At 72.4% G+C, this 16,729-nt stretch carries 14 protein-coding genes and 1 pseudogene; 3 read left to right on the top strand and 12 right to left on the bottom strand.

All coding sequences use genetic code 11. From position 1 onward, the window contains the following. Nucleotides 1–21 precede the first annotated feature (21 nt). The 3 genes from C6376_RS13390 to C6376_RS13380 all read right to left on the bottom strand — a co-directional run bounded on the left by C6376_RS13390 (nucleotide 22) and on the right by C6376_RS13380 (nucleotide 2,932). Complete coding sequence (locus tag C6376_RS13390) at nucleotides 22–1,209, bottom strand: dipeptidase (RefSeq protein ID WP_107448945.1); 1,188 nt, start codon at nucleotides 1,207–1,209, stop codon at nucleotides 22–24. Between the two features lie 8 nt (nucleotides 1,210–1,217). Beyond that, nucleotides 1,218–1,715: a 5-(carboxyamino)imidazole ribonucleotide mutase gene (gene purE, locus C6376_RS13385; RefSeq protein ID WP_107448944.1), complete on the bottom strand. Its 498-nt coding sequence runs from the start codon at nucleotides 1,713–1,715 to the stop codon at nucleotides 1,218–1,220. Between the two features lie 77 nt (nucleotides 1,716–1,792). Next, nucleotides 1,793–2,932 carry a 5-(carboxyamino)imidazole ribonucleotide synthase gene (locus C6376_RS13380; RefSeq protein WP_173985634.1) on the bottom strand — a complete coding sequence of 380 codons (1,140 nt, stop codon included), beginning with the start codon at nucleotides 2,930–2,932 and terminating at the stop codon, nucleotides 1,793–1,795. Nucleotides 2,933–3,142: 210 nt separating this feature from the next. Between C6376_RS13380 and C6376_RS13375 the strand changes: the two genes are divergently transcribed. Further along, a complete protein-coding gene (locus C6376_RS13375) occupies nucleotides 3,143–3,658 on the top strand; it encodes a GtrA family protein (protein ID WP_107443625.1) in 516 nt (171 codons plus the stop codon). A 78-nt stretch (nucleotides 3,659–3,736) separates the two neighbouring features. Here the strand turns inward: C6376_RS13375 and C6376_RS13370 are convergent, their stop codons facing one another. After that, the gene (locus tag C6376_RS13370) at nucleotides 3,737–5,011 is read right to left on the bottom strand and encodes an ATP-binding protein (RefSeq protein ID WP_107443624.1); all 1,275 of its coding nucleotides are present in this window, start codon (nucleotides 5,009–5,011) and stop codon (nucleotides 3,737–3,739) included. 156 nt (nucleotides 5,012–5,167) lie between these two features. Continuing rightward, nucleotides 5,168–5,845: a response regulator transcription factor gene (locus C6376_RS13365; RefSeq protein ID WP_107443623.1), complete on the bottom strand. Its 678-nt coding sequence runs from the start codon at nucleotides 5,843–5,845 to the stop codon at nucleotides 5,168–5,170. Nucleotides 5,846–6,362: 517 nt separating this feature from the next. Between C6376_RS13365 and C6376_RS13360 the strand changes: the two genes are divergently transcribed. After that, nucleotides 6,363–7,859, top strand: a complete 1,497-nt coding sequence (locus C6376_RS13360) for an oligopeptide:H+ symporter (RefSeq protein WP_107443622.1) — start codon at nucleotides 6,363–6,365, stop codon at nucleotides 7,857–7,859. 76 nt (nucleotides 7,860–7,935) lie between these two features. On the opposite strand, the gene C6376_RS13355 is transcribed toward C6376_RS13360, so the two are convergent. From C6376_RS13355 to C6376_RS13325, 7 genes and pseudogenes are all read right to left on the bottom strand, one after another. Further along, nucleotides 7,936–9,165 carry a hypothetical protein gene (locus tag C6376_RS13355; protein WP_107448943.1) on the bottom strand — a complete coding sequence of 410 codons (1,230 nt, stop codon included), beginning with the start codon at nucleotides 9,163–9,165 and terminating at the stop codon, nucleotides 7,936–7,938. A 68-nt stretch (nucleotides 9,166–9,233) separates the two neighbouring features. Then, complete coding sequence (locus C6376_RS13350; protein ID WP_254076370.1) at nucleotides 9,234–10,538, bottom strand: hypothetical protein; 1,305 nt, start codon at nucleotides 10,536–10,538, stop codon at nucleotides 9,234–9,236. 71 nt (nucleotides 10,539–10,609) lie between these two features. Beyond that, nucleotides 10,610–11,464, bottom strand: a complete 855-nt coding sequence (locus C6376_RS13345) for a hypothetical protein (protein WP_107443621.1) — start codon at nucleotides 11,462–11,464, stop codon at nucleotides 10,610–10,612. Nucleotides 11,465–11,501: 37 nt separating this feature from the next. After that, nucleotides 11,502–12,227, bottom strand: coding sequence for an LPXTG cell wall anchor domain-containing protein (locus C6376_RS13340; protein WP_107443620.1), 726 nt, complete (start codon nucleotides 12,225–12,227; stop codon nucleotides 11,502–11,504). Between the two features lie 132 nt (nucleotides 12,228–12,359). Beyond that, nucleotides 12,360–13,664 (bottom strand): annotated as a pseudogene (serS, locus tag C6376_RS13335) (serine--tRNA ligase). A 385-nt stretch (nucleotides 13,665–14,049) separates the two neighbouring features. Further along, the gene (locus tag C6376_RS13330; RefSeq protein ID WP_107443619.1) at nucleotides 14,050–14,598 is read right to left on the bottom strand and encodes an ATP-binding protein; all 549 of its coding nucleotides are present in this window, start codon (nucleotides 14,596–14,598) and stop codon (nucleotides 14,050–14,052) included. A gap of 202 nt (nucleotides 14,599–14,800) precedes the next feature. Continuing rightward, complete coding sequence (locus C6376_RS13325) at nucleotides 14,801–15,205, bottom strand: STAS domain-containing protein (protein WP_107443618.1); 405 nt, start codon at nucleotides 15,203–15,205, stop codon at nucleotides 14,801–14,803. A 249-nt stretch (nucleotides 15,206–15,454) separates the two neighbouring features. Here C6376_RS13325 and C6376_RS13320 point away from each other — a divergent pair, with 249 nt between their 5' ends. Further along, nucleotides 15,455–16,378, top strand: coding sequence for an RNA polymerase sigma factor SigF (locus C6376_RS13320; protein WP_107443617.1), 924 nt, complete (start codon nucleotides 15,455–15,457; stop codon nucleotides 16,376–16,378). The last annotated feature ends 351 nt before the right edge of the window (nucleotides 16,379–16,729 follow it).

Here is a 16,729-nt window from a genome sequence, read left to right as displayed (position 1 = left end):
CCCCGCCCGCGTCGGACGGGGTCAGCCGTCCAGCGACCCGATCGTCGCGTGGGACGCCGCGCGCGTGGTCCGCAGGTCCCGGGCCACGTCCTCGGCCGCGCCCAGCACGCGCACGGCGTTGCGCCAGGTCAGCTTGGCGAGGTCGGCGGCCGACCAGCCGCGGTCGAGGAGCTCCGCGATCAGGCGGGGATAGCCGGAGACGTCGTTCAGCCCCTCGGGGGTGAACGCCGTGCCGTCGTAGTCGCCGCCGATGCCGAGGTGGTCGACGCCGGCGGCCTCACGCATGTGGTCGAGGTGGTCGGCGACCGTGGCGACGGTGGCGATCGGGCGGGGGCGGTTCTCCTCGAAGGCCCGGTGCACCTTCATCGCCTCGGGGGTGGTGTCGAGGTGGTGGAAACCGCGGGCGCGCATGTTGTCGTCGGCCGCGGCCGTCCAGTCGACCGCCTCCTGAAGGACGAACTTCGGCACGAACGTCACCATCGCCATGCCGCCGTTGGCGGGCAGCCGCTCCAGGACGTCGTCCGGGATGTTGCGCGGGTGATCGCAGACCGCCCGCGCGGAGGAGTGGGAGAAGATCACCGGCGCGCTCGTCGCGTCGAGCGCGTCCCGCATGGTGGTCGCCGCCACGTGCGAGAGGTCGACCAGCATGCCCTCGCGGTTCATCTCGCGCACGACCTCGCGGCCGAAGGCGGACAGACCGCCGACCGCGGGCTCGTCGGTCGCCGAGTCCGCCCAGTCCACGTTGTCGTTGTGGGTGAGCGTCAGGTAGCGCACGCCGAGCGCGTACAGCCCGCGCAGTGTGCCCAGCGAGTTGGCGATGGAGTGTCCGCCCTCCGCGCCCATCAGCGAGGCGATCCGGCCCTCCGCGCGGGCCGCCTCCATGTCGGCGGCCGTCAGCGCCGCGCGCAGGTCGCGCGGGTGGCGGGCGACGAGCCGCCGGACGCAGTCGATCTGCTCCAGCGTCGCCGGGACCGCGTCGGGCAGGTCGGAGCGCACGTACACCGACCAGTACTGCGCGCCGACCCCGCCCGCGCGCAGCCGGGGGATGTCGGTGTGCAGGTGGGCGTGCTGGTCGGCGGCGATGTCGCGGGCGTCGAGGTCGTAGCGGACCTGTTCGCGCAGCGCCCAGGGCAGGTCGTTGTGACCGTCGGCGACCGGGAACTCGCGCAGGAGCTCGCGGGCGGCGGCCAGTGAGGTCGACTCGCTCACGTCGCCCGTCACTTCCCGAAGCCGAAGCCGTTCGAGCCCTCGACCTTGGCCCGCAGACGCTTGCCCTTCTCGCTGGCCTGGTCGTTGAGCTCCTGCTGGAACTCGACGATCCGGGCGAGCAGCTCCTCGTCGTGCGCGGCGAGGATGCGGGCGGCCAGCAGGCCGGCGTTGCGCGCGCCGCCGACGGAGACGGTCGCGACGGGCACGCCGGCCGGCATCTGCACGATGGACAGCAGGCTGTCCATGCCGTCCAGGTACTTCAGGGGCACGGGCACGCCGATCACCGGCAGCGGGGTCACGGAGGCGAGCATGCCGGGCAGGTGGGCCGCGCCGCCGGCGCCCGCGATGATCGCCTTGAGGCCGCGTCCGGCCGCCTGCTGGCCGTACGCGATCATCTCGCGCGGCATGCGGTGCGCGGAGACGACGTCGACCTCGTACGCGATCTCGAACTCGTCGAGGGCCTGGGCTGCGGCCTCCATGACGGGCCAGTCGCTGTCCGACCCCATGACGATGCCGACCAAGGGCAGGGGGGGCGCGTCAGCGCTCGTTGAGGGGTGGTGGTCGGGCGACGGGAGGGCAGGGCTCATTCGGTGATCGTGCCTCTCAGGTAACCGGCTGCGTGACGTGCGCGTTCGAGGACGTCGTCCAGGTCGTCGCCGTAGGTGTTGACGTGGCCGACCTTGCGGCCGGGCTTCACGTCCTTGCCGTACATGTGGATCTTCAGCTGGGGGTCGCGGGCCATGCAGTGCAGGTACGCGGAGTACATGTCCGGGTAGTCGCCGCCGAGGACGTTGACCATGACCGTCCAGGGGGCGCGCGGGCGCGGGTCGCCGAGCGGGAGGTCCAGGACCGCGCGGACGTGGTTGGCGAACTGCGAGGTGATCGCGCCGTCCATCGACCAGTGGCCCGAGTTGTGCGGGCGCATCGCCAGCTCGTTGACGAGGACGCGGCCGTCGCGGGTCTGGAACAGCTCGACCGCGAGGTGGCCCACGACGCCGAGTTCCTTGGCGATGCTGAGGGCCATCTCCTCGGCCCGCAGCGCGAGGGCCTCGTCCAGGCCGGGGGCCGGGGCGATCACGGTGTCGCAGACGCCGCCGACCTGCTGGGACTCGACGACCGGGTACGCGACCGCCTGACCGTGCGGGGAGCGCACGACGTTGGCGGCGAGCTCGCGCACGTAGTCGACCTTCTCCTCGGCCAGGACGGGGACGCCGGCCCGGAAGGGGTCCGCGGCCTCGTCGGCGGAGTCGACGACCCACACGCCCTTGCCGTCGTAACCGCCGCGGACGGTCTTCAGGACCACCGGGAAGCCGTCGCCCTCGGCCGCGAAGGCGGCCACGTCGGCCGGGTCGGTCACGATCCGGTGCCGTGGGCACGGGACGCCGATCGCGTCGAGTCTGGCGCGCATCACCCCCTTGTCCTGGGCGTGCACCAGCGCGTCGGGGCCCGGGCGGACGGGGATGCCGTCCGCCTCCAGCGCCCTGAGGTGCTCGGTGGGAACGTGTTCGTGATCGAAGGTGATCACGTCGCACCCGCGCGCGAACTCGCGGAGCGTGTCGAGATCGCGATAGTCGCCGATGACGACATCGCTCACGACCTGCGCCGCGGAATCCTGTGGGGTGTCACTGAGGAGCTTGAACCTGATGCCGAGCGGGATGCCCGCCTCGTGTGTCATACGAGCGAGCTGCCCCCCGCCGACCATGCCGACTACCGGGAACGTCACGCCCCCAGGGTATCGGCCACGCCACCGCGGCCGGATCCCGCGCCTCTTACCCGGGCCTTTCCCTGCTCATACCCGCGCCCATACCCGCCGTATCGCCGCATCTGCCCCGTCGGACGCTGTCCGGTGAGCGGGACCACAGGAAACCTGCAGGAGTGGTGGTTAGCATGGCTGGGTTGACGAAACCGAACCCGGACGGGGGCCTGTACGACCATGGCGCATGGTTCCTCGGGGCTGAAGAGGCTCGTTCACGAGCTGGCCAAGTTCGGAGCCGTGGGCGGTGCGGGCCTGCTGGTCAACCTCGGCGTGTTCAACCTCGTCCGCCATCTCACCGACCTGCCGGTGGTGCGGGCCAGTCTGCTCGCGACGTTCGTGTCGATCCTCTTCAACTACGTCGGGTTCCGCTACTTCACCTACCGTGACCGCGACAAGGGCGGGCGAACCCGGGAACTGACGCTTTTCCTGCTGTTCAGCGCGGTGGGCGCGGTGATCGAGAACGGGCTGCTGTTCGTGGCGACGTACGGCTTCGGCTGGGACAGCCAGCTGCAGAACAACGTGTTCAAGTTCGTCGGCATCGGGGTCGCGACGCTGTTCCGGTTCTGGTCCTACCGCACCTGGGTCTTCCGGACGCTGCCGGTGACGGAGCTCTCTCCCGGCGCGGAGCCGTTCCGCGCGGTGGCCGAGCAGGCCCGCAGGCCCGCGTCGAAGGCTTCGCAGCGGGTCGGCTGAGCCTGCCGGGTACCGGCCTGGGCCGCGGGGGCCGCCGGGCGTGCGGGGCCGCCGAGCCCGCGGGGCGGCCCGCTGCCCTCACCTGACGGTCGGTTCCCCGTCGTTCGCCGTGCGCGTCTGCGGTGCCGTGCGGGACAGGAACAGGCCGAAGACGGGGGGCTGCGCCTGGAGCATCTCCAGACGGCCGCCGTCGGCCTCCGCCAGGTCGCGGGCCACGGCCAGACCGATGCCGGTGGAGTTGCGGCCGCTGATCGCCCGCTCGAAGATGCGGGCCCCCAGGTCGGCGGGGACGCCCGGTCCCTCGTCGGTCACCTCGACGACGGCCTGGTTGCCGGTGACCCGGGTGCGCAGCGCCACCGTGCCGCCGCCGTGCATGAGGGAGTTCTCGATCAGGGCGGCCAGGACCTGGGCGACCGCACCGGGCGTGCCCACCGCGCGCAGATGGCGTTTGCCGGAGCTGACGATGGCCCGGCCGTCGCCCCGGTAGGCGGGCCGCCACTCGGCGAGCTGCTGCTGGATGACCTCGTCGAGGTCGAAGGTGACGGCGGAGCCGGTGCGCGGGTCCCGGGCGTTGGTCAGCAGCCGTTCGACGACGTCCGTCAGGCGTTCCACCTGGGTCAGGGCGATCGTGGCCTCCTCCTTCACCGTGTCGGGGTCGTCGGTGAGGGTGATCTCCTCCAGGCGCATGGAGAGGGCCGTCAGGGGGGTGCGCAGTTGGTGGGAGGCGTCCGCCGCGAGCCGCCGTTCGGCGGTGAGCATGCGGGCGATGCGTTCCGCGGAGGAGTCGAGGACGTCGGCGACCCGGTCCAGCTCGGGGACGGCGTACCGCTTGTGGCGGGGGCGCGGGTCGCCCGAGCCGAGGCGTTCGGCGGTCTCGGCGAGGTCGGTCAGCGGGGAGGCGAGGCGGTTGGCCTGACGGATGGCCAGCAGGACCGCGGCGACCACCGCGAGCAGCGCCACCAGGGCGATGATCAGCAGGGTGCGGCCGACCTCCCGGGTCACCGTGGAGCGCGGCTCCTGGACCAGGACGGTCTCGCCCTCCTCGCCGCTGGCGTGTGCCTTGATGACGTCGCCGGTGGGCTTGGTCCCGACCTCGATGACCGGCCGGCCGGGAATGCGGATCTCGGCGTAACGGTCCTGCGTGACCTGGTCGCGCAGGATCGCCGGGGTGACGTTCTCCGAGCCGACCAGCCGGCTGTCCACGATGCTCGCCAGCCGCAGTGCCTCGGAGTCGACCCGCTCCTGGGCGCTGTTGCTGATCGTGCGGGTCTCGACGATGACGAGGGACACCCCGAACACCGCGATGACGACGAGCACCACGGCGAGGGTGGACTGGATCAGACGGCGGCGCACGGTGCCCTCCGGGGCGGTGACGTGACGAGAGCGGTTTGCACGACGCCCTCAGGGGGTGCGGGAACTGCGCGACCGGCACCCGACCGGCCGAGGACGCGCGTCCCGCACGAGCCGGGTCGATGGTGGCGCGTCGTCCGGCCGGCCCCGGCGCAGCGGTCAGCTCTTCTCGAAGCGGAAACCCACACCCCGCACGGTGGCGATGTAGCGGGGGTTGGCCGCGTCGTCGCCGAGCTTCTTGCGCAGCCAGGAGATGTGCATGTCGAGGGTCTTGGTCGACGACCACCAGGTGGTGTCCCACACCTCGCGCATCAGCTGGTCGCGGGTGACGACCCGGCCCGCGTCGCGCACCAGGACCCGCAGCAGGTCGAACTCCTTGGCGGTGAGCTGGAGTTCCTCCTCGCCCATCCACGCGCGGTGCGACTCGACGTCGATGCGCACGCCGTGCGTGGCGGGCGGCTGCTGCGGTTCGGACGCGCCGCGCCGCAGCAGGGCCCGGACCCGGGCGAGGAGCTCCGCCAGCCGGAAGGGCTTGGTGACGTAGTCGTCCGCGCCCGCGTCCAGGCCGACGACGGTGTCCACCTCGTCGGCGCGCGCGGTCAGGATCAGGATCGGAATGGCGTGGCCCTCGGCGCGCAGCCGCCGGGCCACCTCCAGGCCGTCCATGCCGGGCAGACCGAGGTCCAGCACGACCAGGTCGACGCCGCCCTGCATTCCGGCGTCCAGCGCGGTGGGGCCGTCCTCGCGCACCTCGACCTCGTAGCCTTCCCTGCGCAGTGCGCGGGCCAGCGGCTCCGAGATGGACGCGTCGTCCTCGGCGAGCAGTACTCGGGTCATGAGCTGATGGTAGTCCGCGGCGGGCGGCCGTCGAAGTGTGATCGCCCACGGGCTTTCTTACCCCGGACATGCCGGACAGCCCGGCCGCCGCCCGGGGTCCGCGAGACCGTGGGTGGTGGTACGGACCTGCGGTCGAGGGATGGCATCCTGGTTCAGACCTTCGAAGTAGCGGCCACGATTCCTTGATCACCTGTGATCCGTGTCTCAACTCCTTCCATATGCGGCGTTGTGCTGCCGTATGGTGAGAGAACGCCTGTAGTACACACGGACCTTTGGCGGTCGGCTTGACGCCGAGGGTCTCTTCTGTGTGCGGGCCGGTCCGCCGGCCCCGAAAGGAACGACCTGTGGCCGGGCCCCCGACGAGGGGGCGTGGATCCCGGTGGTCGCCGTCCACCGCTTCGAGACCCGGAGCGGACTCCCCCCGGGCGTAGGGGTGGGCGACGCGGTCCGCCGGTGCCGGCCAGCCCCCACCGGGCGCGTGAGCTCTCGCGGCGCGTCCCGACCAGCAAGGAACGACATGGCGTCCAGCCTGACGAAGGACTCGGTCCGCCCGGGCACCCCCGGCTCCGGGAAGACCTTCTTCGGCCACCCCCGCGGACTGGCCACTCTCTTCATGACCGAGATGTGGGAGCGTTTCTCCTACTACGGCATGCGGGCCCTGCTCCCGCTGTACCTGGTCGCCCCCGGCGGCCTGCACCTCAGCGCCGCGACGGCGACCGCGATCTACTCGGTCTACCTGTCGCTCGTGTACCTGCTCGCCCTGCCCGGCGGCTGGTTCGCGGACCGCGTGCTGGGCCCCCGCAGGACCGTCGCGGTGGCCGGCGCGATCATCATGCTCGGCCATCTGACCCTCGCGCTGCCGAACGCGGGCACCTTCTACGCGGGTCTCGGCCTCGTCGCCATCGGCTCCGGCCTGCTCAAGGCCAACATCTCCACGATGGTCGGCCACCTCTACGACGGCCCGGACGACCCGCGCCGTGACGGCGGCTTCACGCTGTTCTACATCGGCATCAACCTGGGCGCGTTCGCCGCGCCGCTGATCATCGGCACCATCGGTGAGAACGTCAACTGGCACCTGGGCTTCGCGCTCGCCGCGCTCGGCATGGGCCTGGGCCTCACCCAGTTCCTGCTCGGCGGCCGCCACCTGAGCCCCCGCTCGGACGTCGTCCCCACGCCGCTGTCGGCGCGGGAGAAGGCGGCCACGCTGCGCAAGGCCGCGTTCTGGGCGGCCGTCGCGATCGTCTTCTACGCCGTGGTGGGCGTCTCCGGCGTCTACACCCTGAACTGGCTGCTGGTGCCGATCACGGTGGCCGGCCTGGTCATCCCGGTGCTCGTCATCGCCCGGATGAAGCGGGACAAGGAGCTGGACCGCGCCGAGCAGTCCAAGCTGACGGCGTACGTCTGGTTCTTCGTCGCCGCGGCCGTGTTCTGGATGATCTACGACCAGGGCGGCTCGACGCTGTCCCTGTTCGCGGAGTCCTCCGCCGAGAACAGCGTCCTCGGCTGGGACTTCCCGGTCTCCTGGTACCAGTCGGTCAACCCGGTCCTGATCATGGCCCTGGCCCCGCTCTTCGCCTGGGCCTGGCTGGCCCTGGCCCGGCGCGGCAAGGAGCCGAGCACCGCGACGAAGTTCGCCATGGGGCTCGTCCTGGTCGGCGCGTCGTTCTTCCTGTTCCTGGCCCCGCTGGCGATCGCCGGGGGCGGTCACAAGGCGGCCGCGCTGTGGCTGGCGGCGATCTACTTCGTGCAGACCGTCGGCGAGCTGACCCTCTCCCCCGTCGGCCTGTCCGTCACCACGAAGATGGCGCCCGCCAAGTACGCCTCGCAGATGATGGGCGTCTGGTTCCTGGCCGTCACAGCGGGCGACGCCACGACCGGTCTGCTGTCCATCGCCGGCGTCGACCTCAACAAGACGGGCGTCGTGGCCCTGGAGGCCGTGCTCGCCGTGGTCGCCGGCGCAGCGGTGTGGATGTACCGCAAGAAGGTCAAGGAGCTCATGGGGGACGTGCACTGACGTCCGTTCCCGAGCTGAGGGGGGGGCCGCCGTACCCGTGGGGTACGGCGGCCCCCCGTCGTCGTCGGTGCGCGGCTCAGTCCGCCCGCCTCCCGGGCATGAAGGTGAACACCGCGCCGCCCAGCAGGATCGCCGTGCCCGCCACCAGGCCCAGGGCCTTCAGCGCGCCGTGGTCGCCGGAGCCCGTCTCCGCGAGACCGCCGCTCGTCGACGCCGACCCGCCCGAGGACGACGAACCGCCGCCGGACGCGCCGCTCGCCTGCTCCGCGGTGTTCAGCGTGAGGGAGACGGCCGTGCTGTCCGGAGTGCAGGTGGTGGTCGTACCCATGGCCTCGACGGTGAGGACACCCGGGGAGAGCGTGGACTCACCGGTCGCGCCGGGCTTGTAGACGCCCGTGAGATCCGGGATCCGGATGGGGCTGTTCTGCGGGATCGGCGTGGAGTTCAGCGGGCCTTCCACCCTCACCGACCCCTTGTCCGCGCCGCCCAGCACGACTTGCAGGATCGGCTTCACCTTGCCGGCCGGGATGGCGATGGGGCTGTCCATGACCGACTTCTTGAACTGCACGGTGAGGTCGTAACTCCCGTTGTTCTTCCTGGCGTTGATCTGGATGGGCGAGGTCGCCTTCTTCACGCCGATCGGCGACTGGCAGGTGTAGGGGATGTCGACGACCTTGCCGGTGAAAGCGGTCGCGCCGCCGCCGGTCCCGGACGCCGACGCGGTGACGCCGGGCGACGGCGACCGACTCTGCGAGGGGTCGGGGGATGTGCTCGGCGAGGACGAACCCGATCCCGAACTCCCCGATCCCGCCGTCACGGTGATGGTCGCCGCCGGCTGGACCGCCTCCGTCGGCGCGCACCTGGTGTCGGTCGACAGCGCGTTGACGACGTAGGCGTCCGGCGTCAGCGTCACCTGTCCGGCCGCCGTCAGTTTCAGCGTGCCCTTCATGTCGGACAGCGTCATCGCGCCGCCCTTGGGGATCGCCGGGTTCTGCCGGGTCCCCTGCATCGCGATGTCGGCGCTCTGCGCGCCGGCCGCCTTGAGGGTGCCGGACGGCTGGACCGAGTTCGCGGGCAGGTCGATGATGTCGGGGTTCTTCGACGCGGCCTGGGTGAACTTCCAGACGACGTCGACGGTGTCGCCGACCTTCGCCGTGGCCGGCGCGCTGATCTCGACCTTGGTGGTGCCGTTGACGTCGGGCAGACCGATGCCCGAGGGCGGAACGCACTTGGTGGCGTAGGCGACCTCCGCTGCCTGTGCCGGTGCGGCGGTCACGCCCAGCAGGACGGCCGCACCGGTGAGCATGACGGCGGCGCCCGCTGCGGCCGCGCGCTTCCGGGCGGGCGCCCGCTCGGAGGGTATGGCTCTCTCACTCACGTGGATCCCTTCCTGTGGGGAGTCGTGGGGCTCGTCGGACTCGTGGGACGTGTGGGACGTGCGGGGGCCGGCGGGCTCACCGGGGCCGGAGGAGGCGTGGGGGCCGACGGGGGTGCGGGGTCCGCGGGGTCCGCGGAAGGGTTGGGGGCCGGAGGAGACGTGGGAGTCCCGGAGGCCGCGGGAGGGCTGAGGGTCGAAGGACTCTCAGGAGCCGTGGAGGCCCGAGGAGGCGCGGGAGCCGGGGAGGCCCGAGAAGGCGCGGGAGCCGGGGAGGCCTTGGGAAGGGTGAGGGTCGCCGGGGGCGTCGGTCGGTCGGGTTGCGGGGCGGGGCCGCGGACCGCCGCGCCCGGAGTGCCGTCGGGGGTGAACCACGGCAGGGTCGCGTGGGAGAGGGCGGAGGGCTCGGGCTCCGGGGCGGGCCGCGGACGTCCCCGAAGGAGGGTGCGGGCCGGCTGCCGGGCCGCCGGGCGAGGGCGCACCCGGTCCACCACGGCCATCCCGATACGGAACAGCGCCGTCGGCACCACCAGGCAGAGCAGGATCCAGAAGAGGGTCACGCCCCAGGGGCGGCCGACGCCCCACGGCTGCTCGGCGAGGACCTTCCCGCCGTACTCGAGGGAGACGGTGTAGTCGCCGTGCGCGCCGGCGGCGAGCTCCACGGGCAGCTCGACGCGTGCCTTCCCGCCGGGGCGGATCGTGCCGTGCCACTGGCGCTCGTCCCATTGCGCGGCGAACACCCCGTGCGCGGTGCCGACGCGGAAGACGGGGTTCTCGACAGGACCGGTGCCCACGTTGCCGACGGTGAAGACGAGCGTGCGGGAGGGTGGCGCGCCGAACCAGGTGAGCAGTCCGCCGGAACCCTCGAGCCGGGTGTCGGTGAGCACCGACAGCCGTCCGCCGGTCGTCGCCGCGGGCAGCGGCCGTACTGGGTGCCCGGCCACCTGGAACACCGCGTCGGCCTGGGCCTTCGCACCGGTCGCGGTGGCCACGTGCACCACGCACGGACAGGGCGCCGGCGGTTCGGCCACCGGCAGCGGCCGGCTGAAGCGGCCGTCGGCGTCGGTGGTGACGGCGCGGCCGTCGGCGTTGGCACAGGAGTTGGTCCCGCCGACGACGCCCCGGGCCGGCGTCGCCTGCCCGCAGATCAGCAGCATCACCAGCGTGCGCGGCCGCCAGCCGCTGCCGTTGACGGTGACCGAACCGCCGGTGCCGGCCTGGGCGGTGGAGAGCGTGACGGCCGGCCCGTCGGCGGCGGCCGCCGGACCGGCCGCGGGCAGCAGCGACAGGAACGGCAGGAGCAGGGCCGGAACCAGGAACAGCAGCAGGGACGGGAGCACGGCCGGCGTCGTCGCCGTGCTGCGCGGCTTGCCTCTCACGCCGGCGCTCCTCTCGACTCGGCTCGCGCGGCGGCCGGGCGGCGCCCGCGTCGTCGTACGGCCACCACGGCCGCCGCCGTCGGCAGTGCGACGGCCGCCGCGCCCGCCGTCGCGGCCCACGGCACGAAACGGGCCGACGCGTGCCCGATGGCCTGCGCCGCACCGGGAGCGGTGACCGTCAGGCGCACGGTGACCGCGTCCAGGGCGGGGCGGTCCGGCCAGGGCTCGTCGAGGGCGAGGCGACTGCCCGGCGGGAGCCGGACGGGCAGAGTGCGCGGGGCCCGGTCGAGGACGGCCCCGAGGACGCCGTCCGCGTGCACGGCGAGCCGCGGGACGAGGACCGTGGTGCCCCGGTTGACCAGCTCGTACGTGATGCGGTCGCCGTGCACGGCCACCCGCTCGACGGTCAGCGCGGCCAGCCGCGGACCGCCGACCCGGACCAGCAGCGGCACCGCGGTCTTGCGGCCGGCCGCGTCCCGCACGGCGATCTCACCGGCGACGTCGCCGGGCCGGGCGTCCACCGGGACGGTCACCGTGAAGGGGACCTCGGCGCGGGTGCGGGCGGGCACCGTGAGGGCGGCCGGCCCGGCGAAGGCGACGCGCAGACCGTCGCCGGCCGCCCGCAGCCGTACGGTGAGCGGCTCGGCGCCCCGGTTGATGACGGACACCGTGTCCTGGAGCACCGCGCCGGGCTCGCCCTCGCAGTAGAAGGACGGCCGTCCTCCTCCCGAGGGTGCCGCCGACCAGCCTCTCCCGGAGTCCGCGGGCACGGCGGCGAGCAGCAGGGGCAGGGACAGCAGCAGGACCAGCGGCAAGGACAGCAGCGGGGCGCGGGCTGCGGGGTACGGCATCGGCGGCTCCAGCACTCGTGCGCGGGGTGCGGTGCGGTCAGTGGCGGGCGCGCGCCGGCTGGTTGCGCCGGGTCAGCCACAGGGCGCCCGCCGCGCCGGCCAGCAGCACGGTGCCGCCGAGGGTGCCGAGGGCGATCGCGGAGTCCTCGGGGCCGGTCTGCGGGAGATCGCCGCCGGTGCCGCCCGATCCGGTGCTGCCGCCCGAACCCGTGCTGCCGCCGCTGGAGCTGCCGCCTCCGGATCCGCCGCCGGACGCCGTCACGTCGAGGGTGAGGGAGGGGCCCGGGGTGTTGGAGGGCGTGCACGTGGTGGTCGTGCCGAGCGCCTTGATGGTGAGCACGCCGGCCGTGAAGGTGACCTTGCCGGACTTCTTCGGCGTGTACGTGCCGCTGAGATCGTTGATCTTGATGGGGGTGTTCTCCGGGATCGCGGCCTGGTTGGCGGGCCCGGTGACGTCCAGGGTGCCGCTGTCGGCGCCGCCCAGCTTGACGGTGGCGCTCGGCTTCATGGAACCGGCGCCGAGTTCGACCGGGCTGGAGGACACGCCCTTCTGCCAGGACATGGTGATCCGATAGCCGTCGCCGCTCTTGACGGCCTTGATGTCGATGGGCGAGACGGCGCTCTTGTCTCCGATCGGGGTCCTGCAGGCGTAGTTGACGTTCACGACCTCGGCCACGGCCGCGGGGGCGGCCGTCCAGACCACCGCCACGCCGGCCAGGGCCGCGGCAGTCGCGAGCGCGGCGGTTCGCTTCCGGTTCGACACGGTCCCGTCCCCTCACTCCCACCGCCCCGCCCTTACTGACGAGGCATCAGATTGAGCCGTCAAGGTACGCCCGGGGCGATGAGGAGGGAAGAGAAGGTGCGCGCCGGAGTTGTGACGATCCGGCGCGCCGGTTCAGCGGGCCCGAAGGAGCGCGGGAGCCCCCCAGCGCCGGAGGACCTCGGGGACCGCGACCGTCGCGTCGGGACGCTGATGCTGCTCGAGAAGGGCCGGCAGCAGCCGACTGGTGGCCAGCCCCGACGCGTTGAGCGTGTGCACGTACTGCGGCTTCCCGCCGTCGGCCGGTCGCCACCGGATCAGACCGCGCCGCGCCTGGTAGTCCCGGGCGTTCGACACCGAACTGACCTCGGCGTAGGCCCCCAGGCTGGGCAGCCAGACCTCGACGTCGTACGTCTTCACCTGCGCCGGGCTGGTGTCTCCGGCGGCGAGTCTGACGACGCGGTATCGCAGCCCGAGTCCTGCCACCAACTCCTCAGCACGGGCCAAAAGCTCAAGCTGCGCGGCCTCCGACTCCTAGGGACGGACGTACTGCACCATCTCGACCTTGTTGAACTGGTGGCCGCGCAGTGTCCCGCGTTCGGCCGTGCGGTAACCTCCGGCCTCCTTGCGGTAGCAGGGCGTGTACGAGACGTACTTGAGCGGCAGATCCCGTTCGTCGAGGGTCTCGCCGCGGTGCAGCGAGACGAGCGCCGTCTCGGCGGTGGGCAGCAGGAAGCGCTCCGGACGGCCGTCCGCGCCGCGCTCGGTGACGTACACCTCGTCGGCGAACTTCGGGAACTGGCCGGCCGTGTACCCGGCTTCGTAGGCGAGTTGGTGCGGTGGCAGCACGAACTCGTAGCCCGCCCGGCGGTGGGTGTCGAGGAAGTGGTTGAGCAACGCCCACTCCAGGGCGGCGCCCGGCCCCCGGTAGACCCAGTTGCCGCTGCCGGCGAGCGAGGCGCCGCGCCGGTGGTCGACGAGGCCGAGCTCCTCGGTGAGCGTGATGTGGTCCTTGGCCGGGAAGTCGAGGGCGGGCAGCGCGCCACAGGTCCGGAGGACCTCGTTGGCCTCCTTGCCGCCGGCGGGCACATCGTCGTCGGGGAGGTTGGGCAGGGAGTCGAGGAAGTCCTGGTGGCGCCGGGCTAGCAGGGCGAGAGCGGCCTCGGCCTCGGCGACCCGGTCGGCCAGCCGTGCGGCGTCGGCGAGCAGCCCGGCGTCGTCCTGCGGCGCGGCCGCCGCCCGGGCCACGGCCCGGCGGTGTGTGGCGATGTCCGCCGAGACGCGACGGCGCTCCGCGCGCAGACGCTCCACGGCGGCACGGGCCGCGCGGAACTCCGCGTCCAGGGCGAGGAAGGCGGGCAGGCCGGCGTCGACCCCGCGTTTGCGCAGGGCGTCGCGGACCCGGTCGGGATGCTGTCGGATGAGGGTGACGTCGAGCATGGTGCGCGCTCCGTCCGGTGCTGCCGGAACGGCACGCGCCGCCCCGGGGTGGGTCCCTCGGGGCGTGGGCGAGAGGGTGCTCGCGGTGCCACCACGCCTTCACCGCCGTACCGCCCGCCCGGCGGACAGTCGCCTGTCGGCCGGATGGTCGGACACCGGTCTCGTTCGGGCCCGGTGACGGGGGCCGGCCGGCGGGGCATTTCCTCCCCGCACTCGGGAGCGGATTCGACCGGGGACGCGAGACCGCCTTCACACCATCCGGCGGCTCTCTGTACTCGCGAACCCTGACCTACTTGCCTCCGTCAGCGCGTTGTTGACGAGGGTAGGGCGGGCGGCGCCGGGGCGCCAACGGGTTTCGGGGTGGGCGTCGGGCCGGTGGGGTTGGTCAGGCCGGGGCGCCCAGTTCCGCCCAGACGGTCTTGCCGGCCAGGCCGGGGGCGCGGATGACGCCCCAGTCGAGGCAGAGGCGCTGGACGATGAACATGCCGTGTCCGCCCGGGCGGCCCGCGCGGTGCGGGGTGCGCGGGGCCGGCTGTCCCGTGCCGCGGTCGGAGACCTCCACGCGGATCACCTTCTTGTCGCAGCCGAGAACCAGCCCGTCCGGCCCGTCGGCGTGCAGGCACGCGTTGGTCACCAGCTCGGAGACGACGAGCAGCACATCCTCGGCGGCGGCCCGCTGGTCGGCGGTGGCGGCGGGCAGCCAGCCCCAGGCGTACAGCGCCTGCCGGGCGAAGTCGCGGGCGAGCGGGACGACGCCGCTGGCGTCCTCGAAGCTCAGTCTGCGTACCTGAGGGCCGCCGGACGGCACGGAGGCCACGGCTGCCGTGCCCCCTCCGGACGCACCGGCCTCCTGCGGGCCCCCTTCGGACGCCCCGGAAGCGCCGCTGGGCTCCGGGCCGCGGTCGCCCGGTGAGTAAGGCCGGGTGGTGCTCATCAGCGCTTCACCTCACCGATTCCCCGATTCAACCGGTTCACAGTTCAACAGTCGATCACTACACTCAGTACGTAGCCGAACGGCGTATGTGTCGACGCCACCGCCGACATGTTCGGGTTCAGGATGTCTCCTGCCCGGGGGAACCGGGGGAACACCCCCCACCTTCGCCCCGTTTCCACCCGTTTCGGACGGACGGCGAAGCTCAGCCGTCCCCGTCACGCCCGTCGCGCTCGCCCTCGTCGCCCGCGAGGGCCGCCTCCACCGTGTCGTGCACGGTGAACACCGCGTCCGCACCGGTGATCTCGAAGACCCGCGCCACCACGGGCTGCATGCCGGCCAGATGGACTCCGCCACCGGCCGCCTCCGCCTTCAGGCGGGCGCCGAGGAGCACGTTGAGCCCGGTGGAGTCGCAGAACTCCAGGCGCGCGCAGTCCACCACCAGCCGGCTGAGGCCTCTGGAAAGGCAGTCGTCGAGTGGCTCGCGCAACAGATCGGCCGTGTGGTGATCCAACTCACCTGCCGGGGTCACCACGGCACTCGAGCCTTCCTGTCGCACCTCGACCAGAAGCCGGCCAGACTGTGCGCTGCCGACCGTCCCGCGGTCCATGCCGTCTCTCTCCCGGGGTCGTGAACTGGTTGCTGACGCTCTCGCACCCTACGCCCTCGACCAGTGACCTCACACCTGAACAATCACACACAAACGGACATAAGCCTACAAAATGCACTTGCGATCGGTCAAGTAAAGCGGGTAGGGCTAAGGGGAACACGTACCCGACACGGCCGGCTATGGAGGCGCCGCACACCGAAGTGCGCTCACTGGCATCGGCAGCCATACGCCGAGAACGATGGAGGACTCATGTCACCCCGGCTCGACGCACCGCATACCCGCGGAGCGACGTCGACACCCCCTCCGGAACTGAAAAGTCTGGAACCCATCGCACAGCACGCGGTGCAGGACGTCGACCCCACCGACCTCCTCGCCGGACTCCCGGACATCCCCCCGTACGACGAGATCGCACCCGTCGACGCACGGGCCCTGTCCAAGACCCTGTTCGCGCGGCTCGAGTCCCTCGAAGAGGGCACGCACGCGTACTCGTACGTCCGCAACACCCTCGTCGAACTGAACCTCGCGCTGGTCAAGTTCGCCGCCTCCCGGTTCCGCTCCCGCAGCGAGCCGATGGAGGACATCATCCAGGTCGGCACCATCGGCCTGATCAAGGCGATCGACCGCTTCGAGCTGTCGCGGGGCGTCGAGTTCCCGACCTTCGCGATGCCAACCATCATCGGCGAGATCAAACGGTTCTTCCGTGACACCTCGTGGTCGGTGCGCGTCCCGCGCCGGCTCCAGGAGCTGCGGCTCGACCTCGCCAAGGCGGGCGACGAGCTGGCGCAGAAGCTCGACCGGGCGCCCACCGTCGCGGAGCTGGCCGAACGCCTCGGCCTCTCCCGCGACGAGGTCGTCGAGGGCATGGCCGCGTCGAACGCGTACACCGCCTCGTCGCTGGACGCGCAGCCGGAGGAGGACGACTCGGAAGGCGCGCTCGCCGACCGCATCGGCTATGAGGACCACGGCCTCGAGGGCATCGAGTACGTGGAGTCCTTGAAGCCGATGATCGCCGAGCTCCCCTCCCGTGACCGCCAGATCCTCTCCCTCCGCTTCGTCGCGGGTCTGACCCAGTCGGAGATCGGCGAGGAACTCGGCATCTCGCAGATGCACGTGTCACGACTGCTGTCGCGCACGCTGGTGCGGCTGCGGAAGGGCCTGACGCTCGAGGAGTAGGCCCACCGGCCGCAGGACCGGGAGAACGCCCCTTGCCACCGGTGTCCACCGGACACCGGTGCCGTCCGCGTCCGGGCGATCAGCGTCCGCGCGATCGCCCCGGCGCGGACGTCGGCGTGTCCGCGGTCCACGCTCCGCACCCCGCCGGTCCACAATCCGCAGGTCCCCAGTCCGCCGGTCCGCACTCCGTCGGTCCGCAGTCCGCCGGTCCGCACCCCGGAGTCCACACCCCCGCAGTCCGCACGCTTCCGGGCCGGCTCCTGTCCTCATGGCGAAAACCCCCTGGCCGGATTCCTCGCGATGGCTACGCTGACCCGGCATCTGTGACCAGCAGCGCCGCTGGGCAGGCCG

Origin of the sequence: Streptomyces sp. P3, assembly GCF_003032475.1 — a bacterium.
Lineage (GTDB): Bacteria > Actinomycetota > Actinomycetes > Streptomycetales > Streptomycetaceae > Streptomyces.
This window is presented reverse-complemented; position numbering and strand designations above follow the sequence as displayed.

Bases quoted from the DNA above. Each gene is read 5' to 3' on its own strand.
- purE (WP_107448944.1), bottom strand. From the start codon at position 1,715: ATGGGGTCGGACAGCGACTGGCCCGTCATGGAGGCCGCAGCCCAGGCC.
- C6376_RS13375 (WP_107443625.1), top strand. From the start codon at position 3,143: ATGGCGCATGGTTCCTCGGGGCTGAAGAGGCTCGTTCACGAGCTGGCC.
- C6376_RS13365 (WP_107443623.1), bottom strand. From the start codon at position 5,845: ATGACCCGAGTACTGCTCGCCGAGGACGACGCGTCCATCTCGGAGCCG.
- C6376_RS13360 (WP_107443622.1), top strand. From the start codon at position 6,363: ATGGCGTCCAGCCTGACGAAGGACTCGGTCCGCCCGGGCACCCCCGGC.
- C6376_RS13355 (WP_107448943.1), bottom strand. From the start codon at position 9,165: ATGCTCACCGGTGCGGCCGTCCTGCTGGGCGTGACCGCCGCACCGGCA.
- C6376_RS13345 (WP_107443621.1), bottom strand. From the start codon at position 11,464: ATGCCGTACCCCGCAGCCCGCGCCCCGCTGCTGTCCTTGCCGCTGGTC.
- C6376_RS13330 (WP_107443619.1), bottom strand. From the start codon at position 14,598: ATGAGCACCACCCGGCCTTACTCACCGGGCGACCGCGGCCCGGAGCCC.
- C6376_RS13325 (WP_107443618.1), bottom strand. From the start codon at position 15,205: ATGGACCGCGGGACGGTCGGCAGCGCACAGTCTGGCCGGCTTCTGGTC.
- C6376_RS13320 (WP_107443617.1), top strand. From the start codon at position 15,455: ATGTCACCCCGGCTCGACGCACCGCATACCCGCGGAGCGACGTCGACA.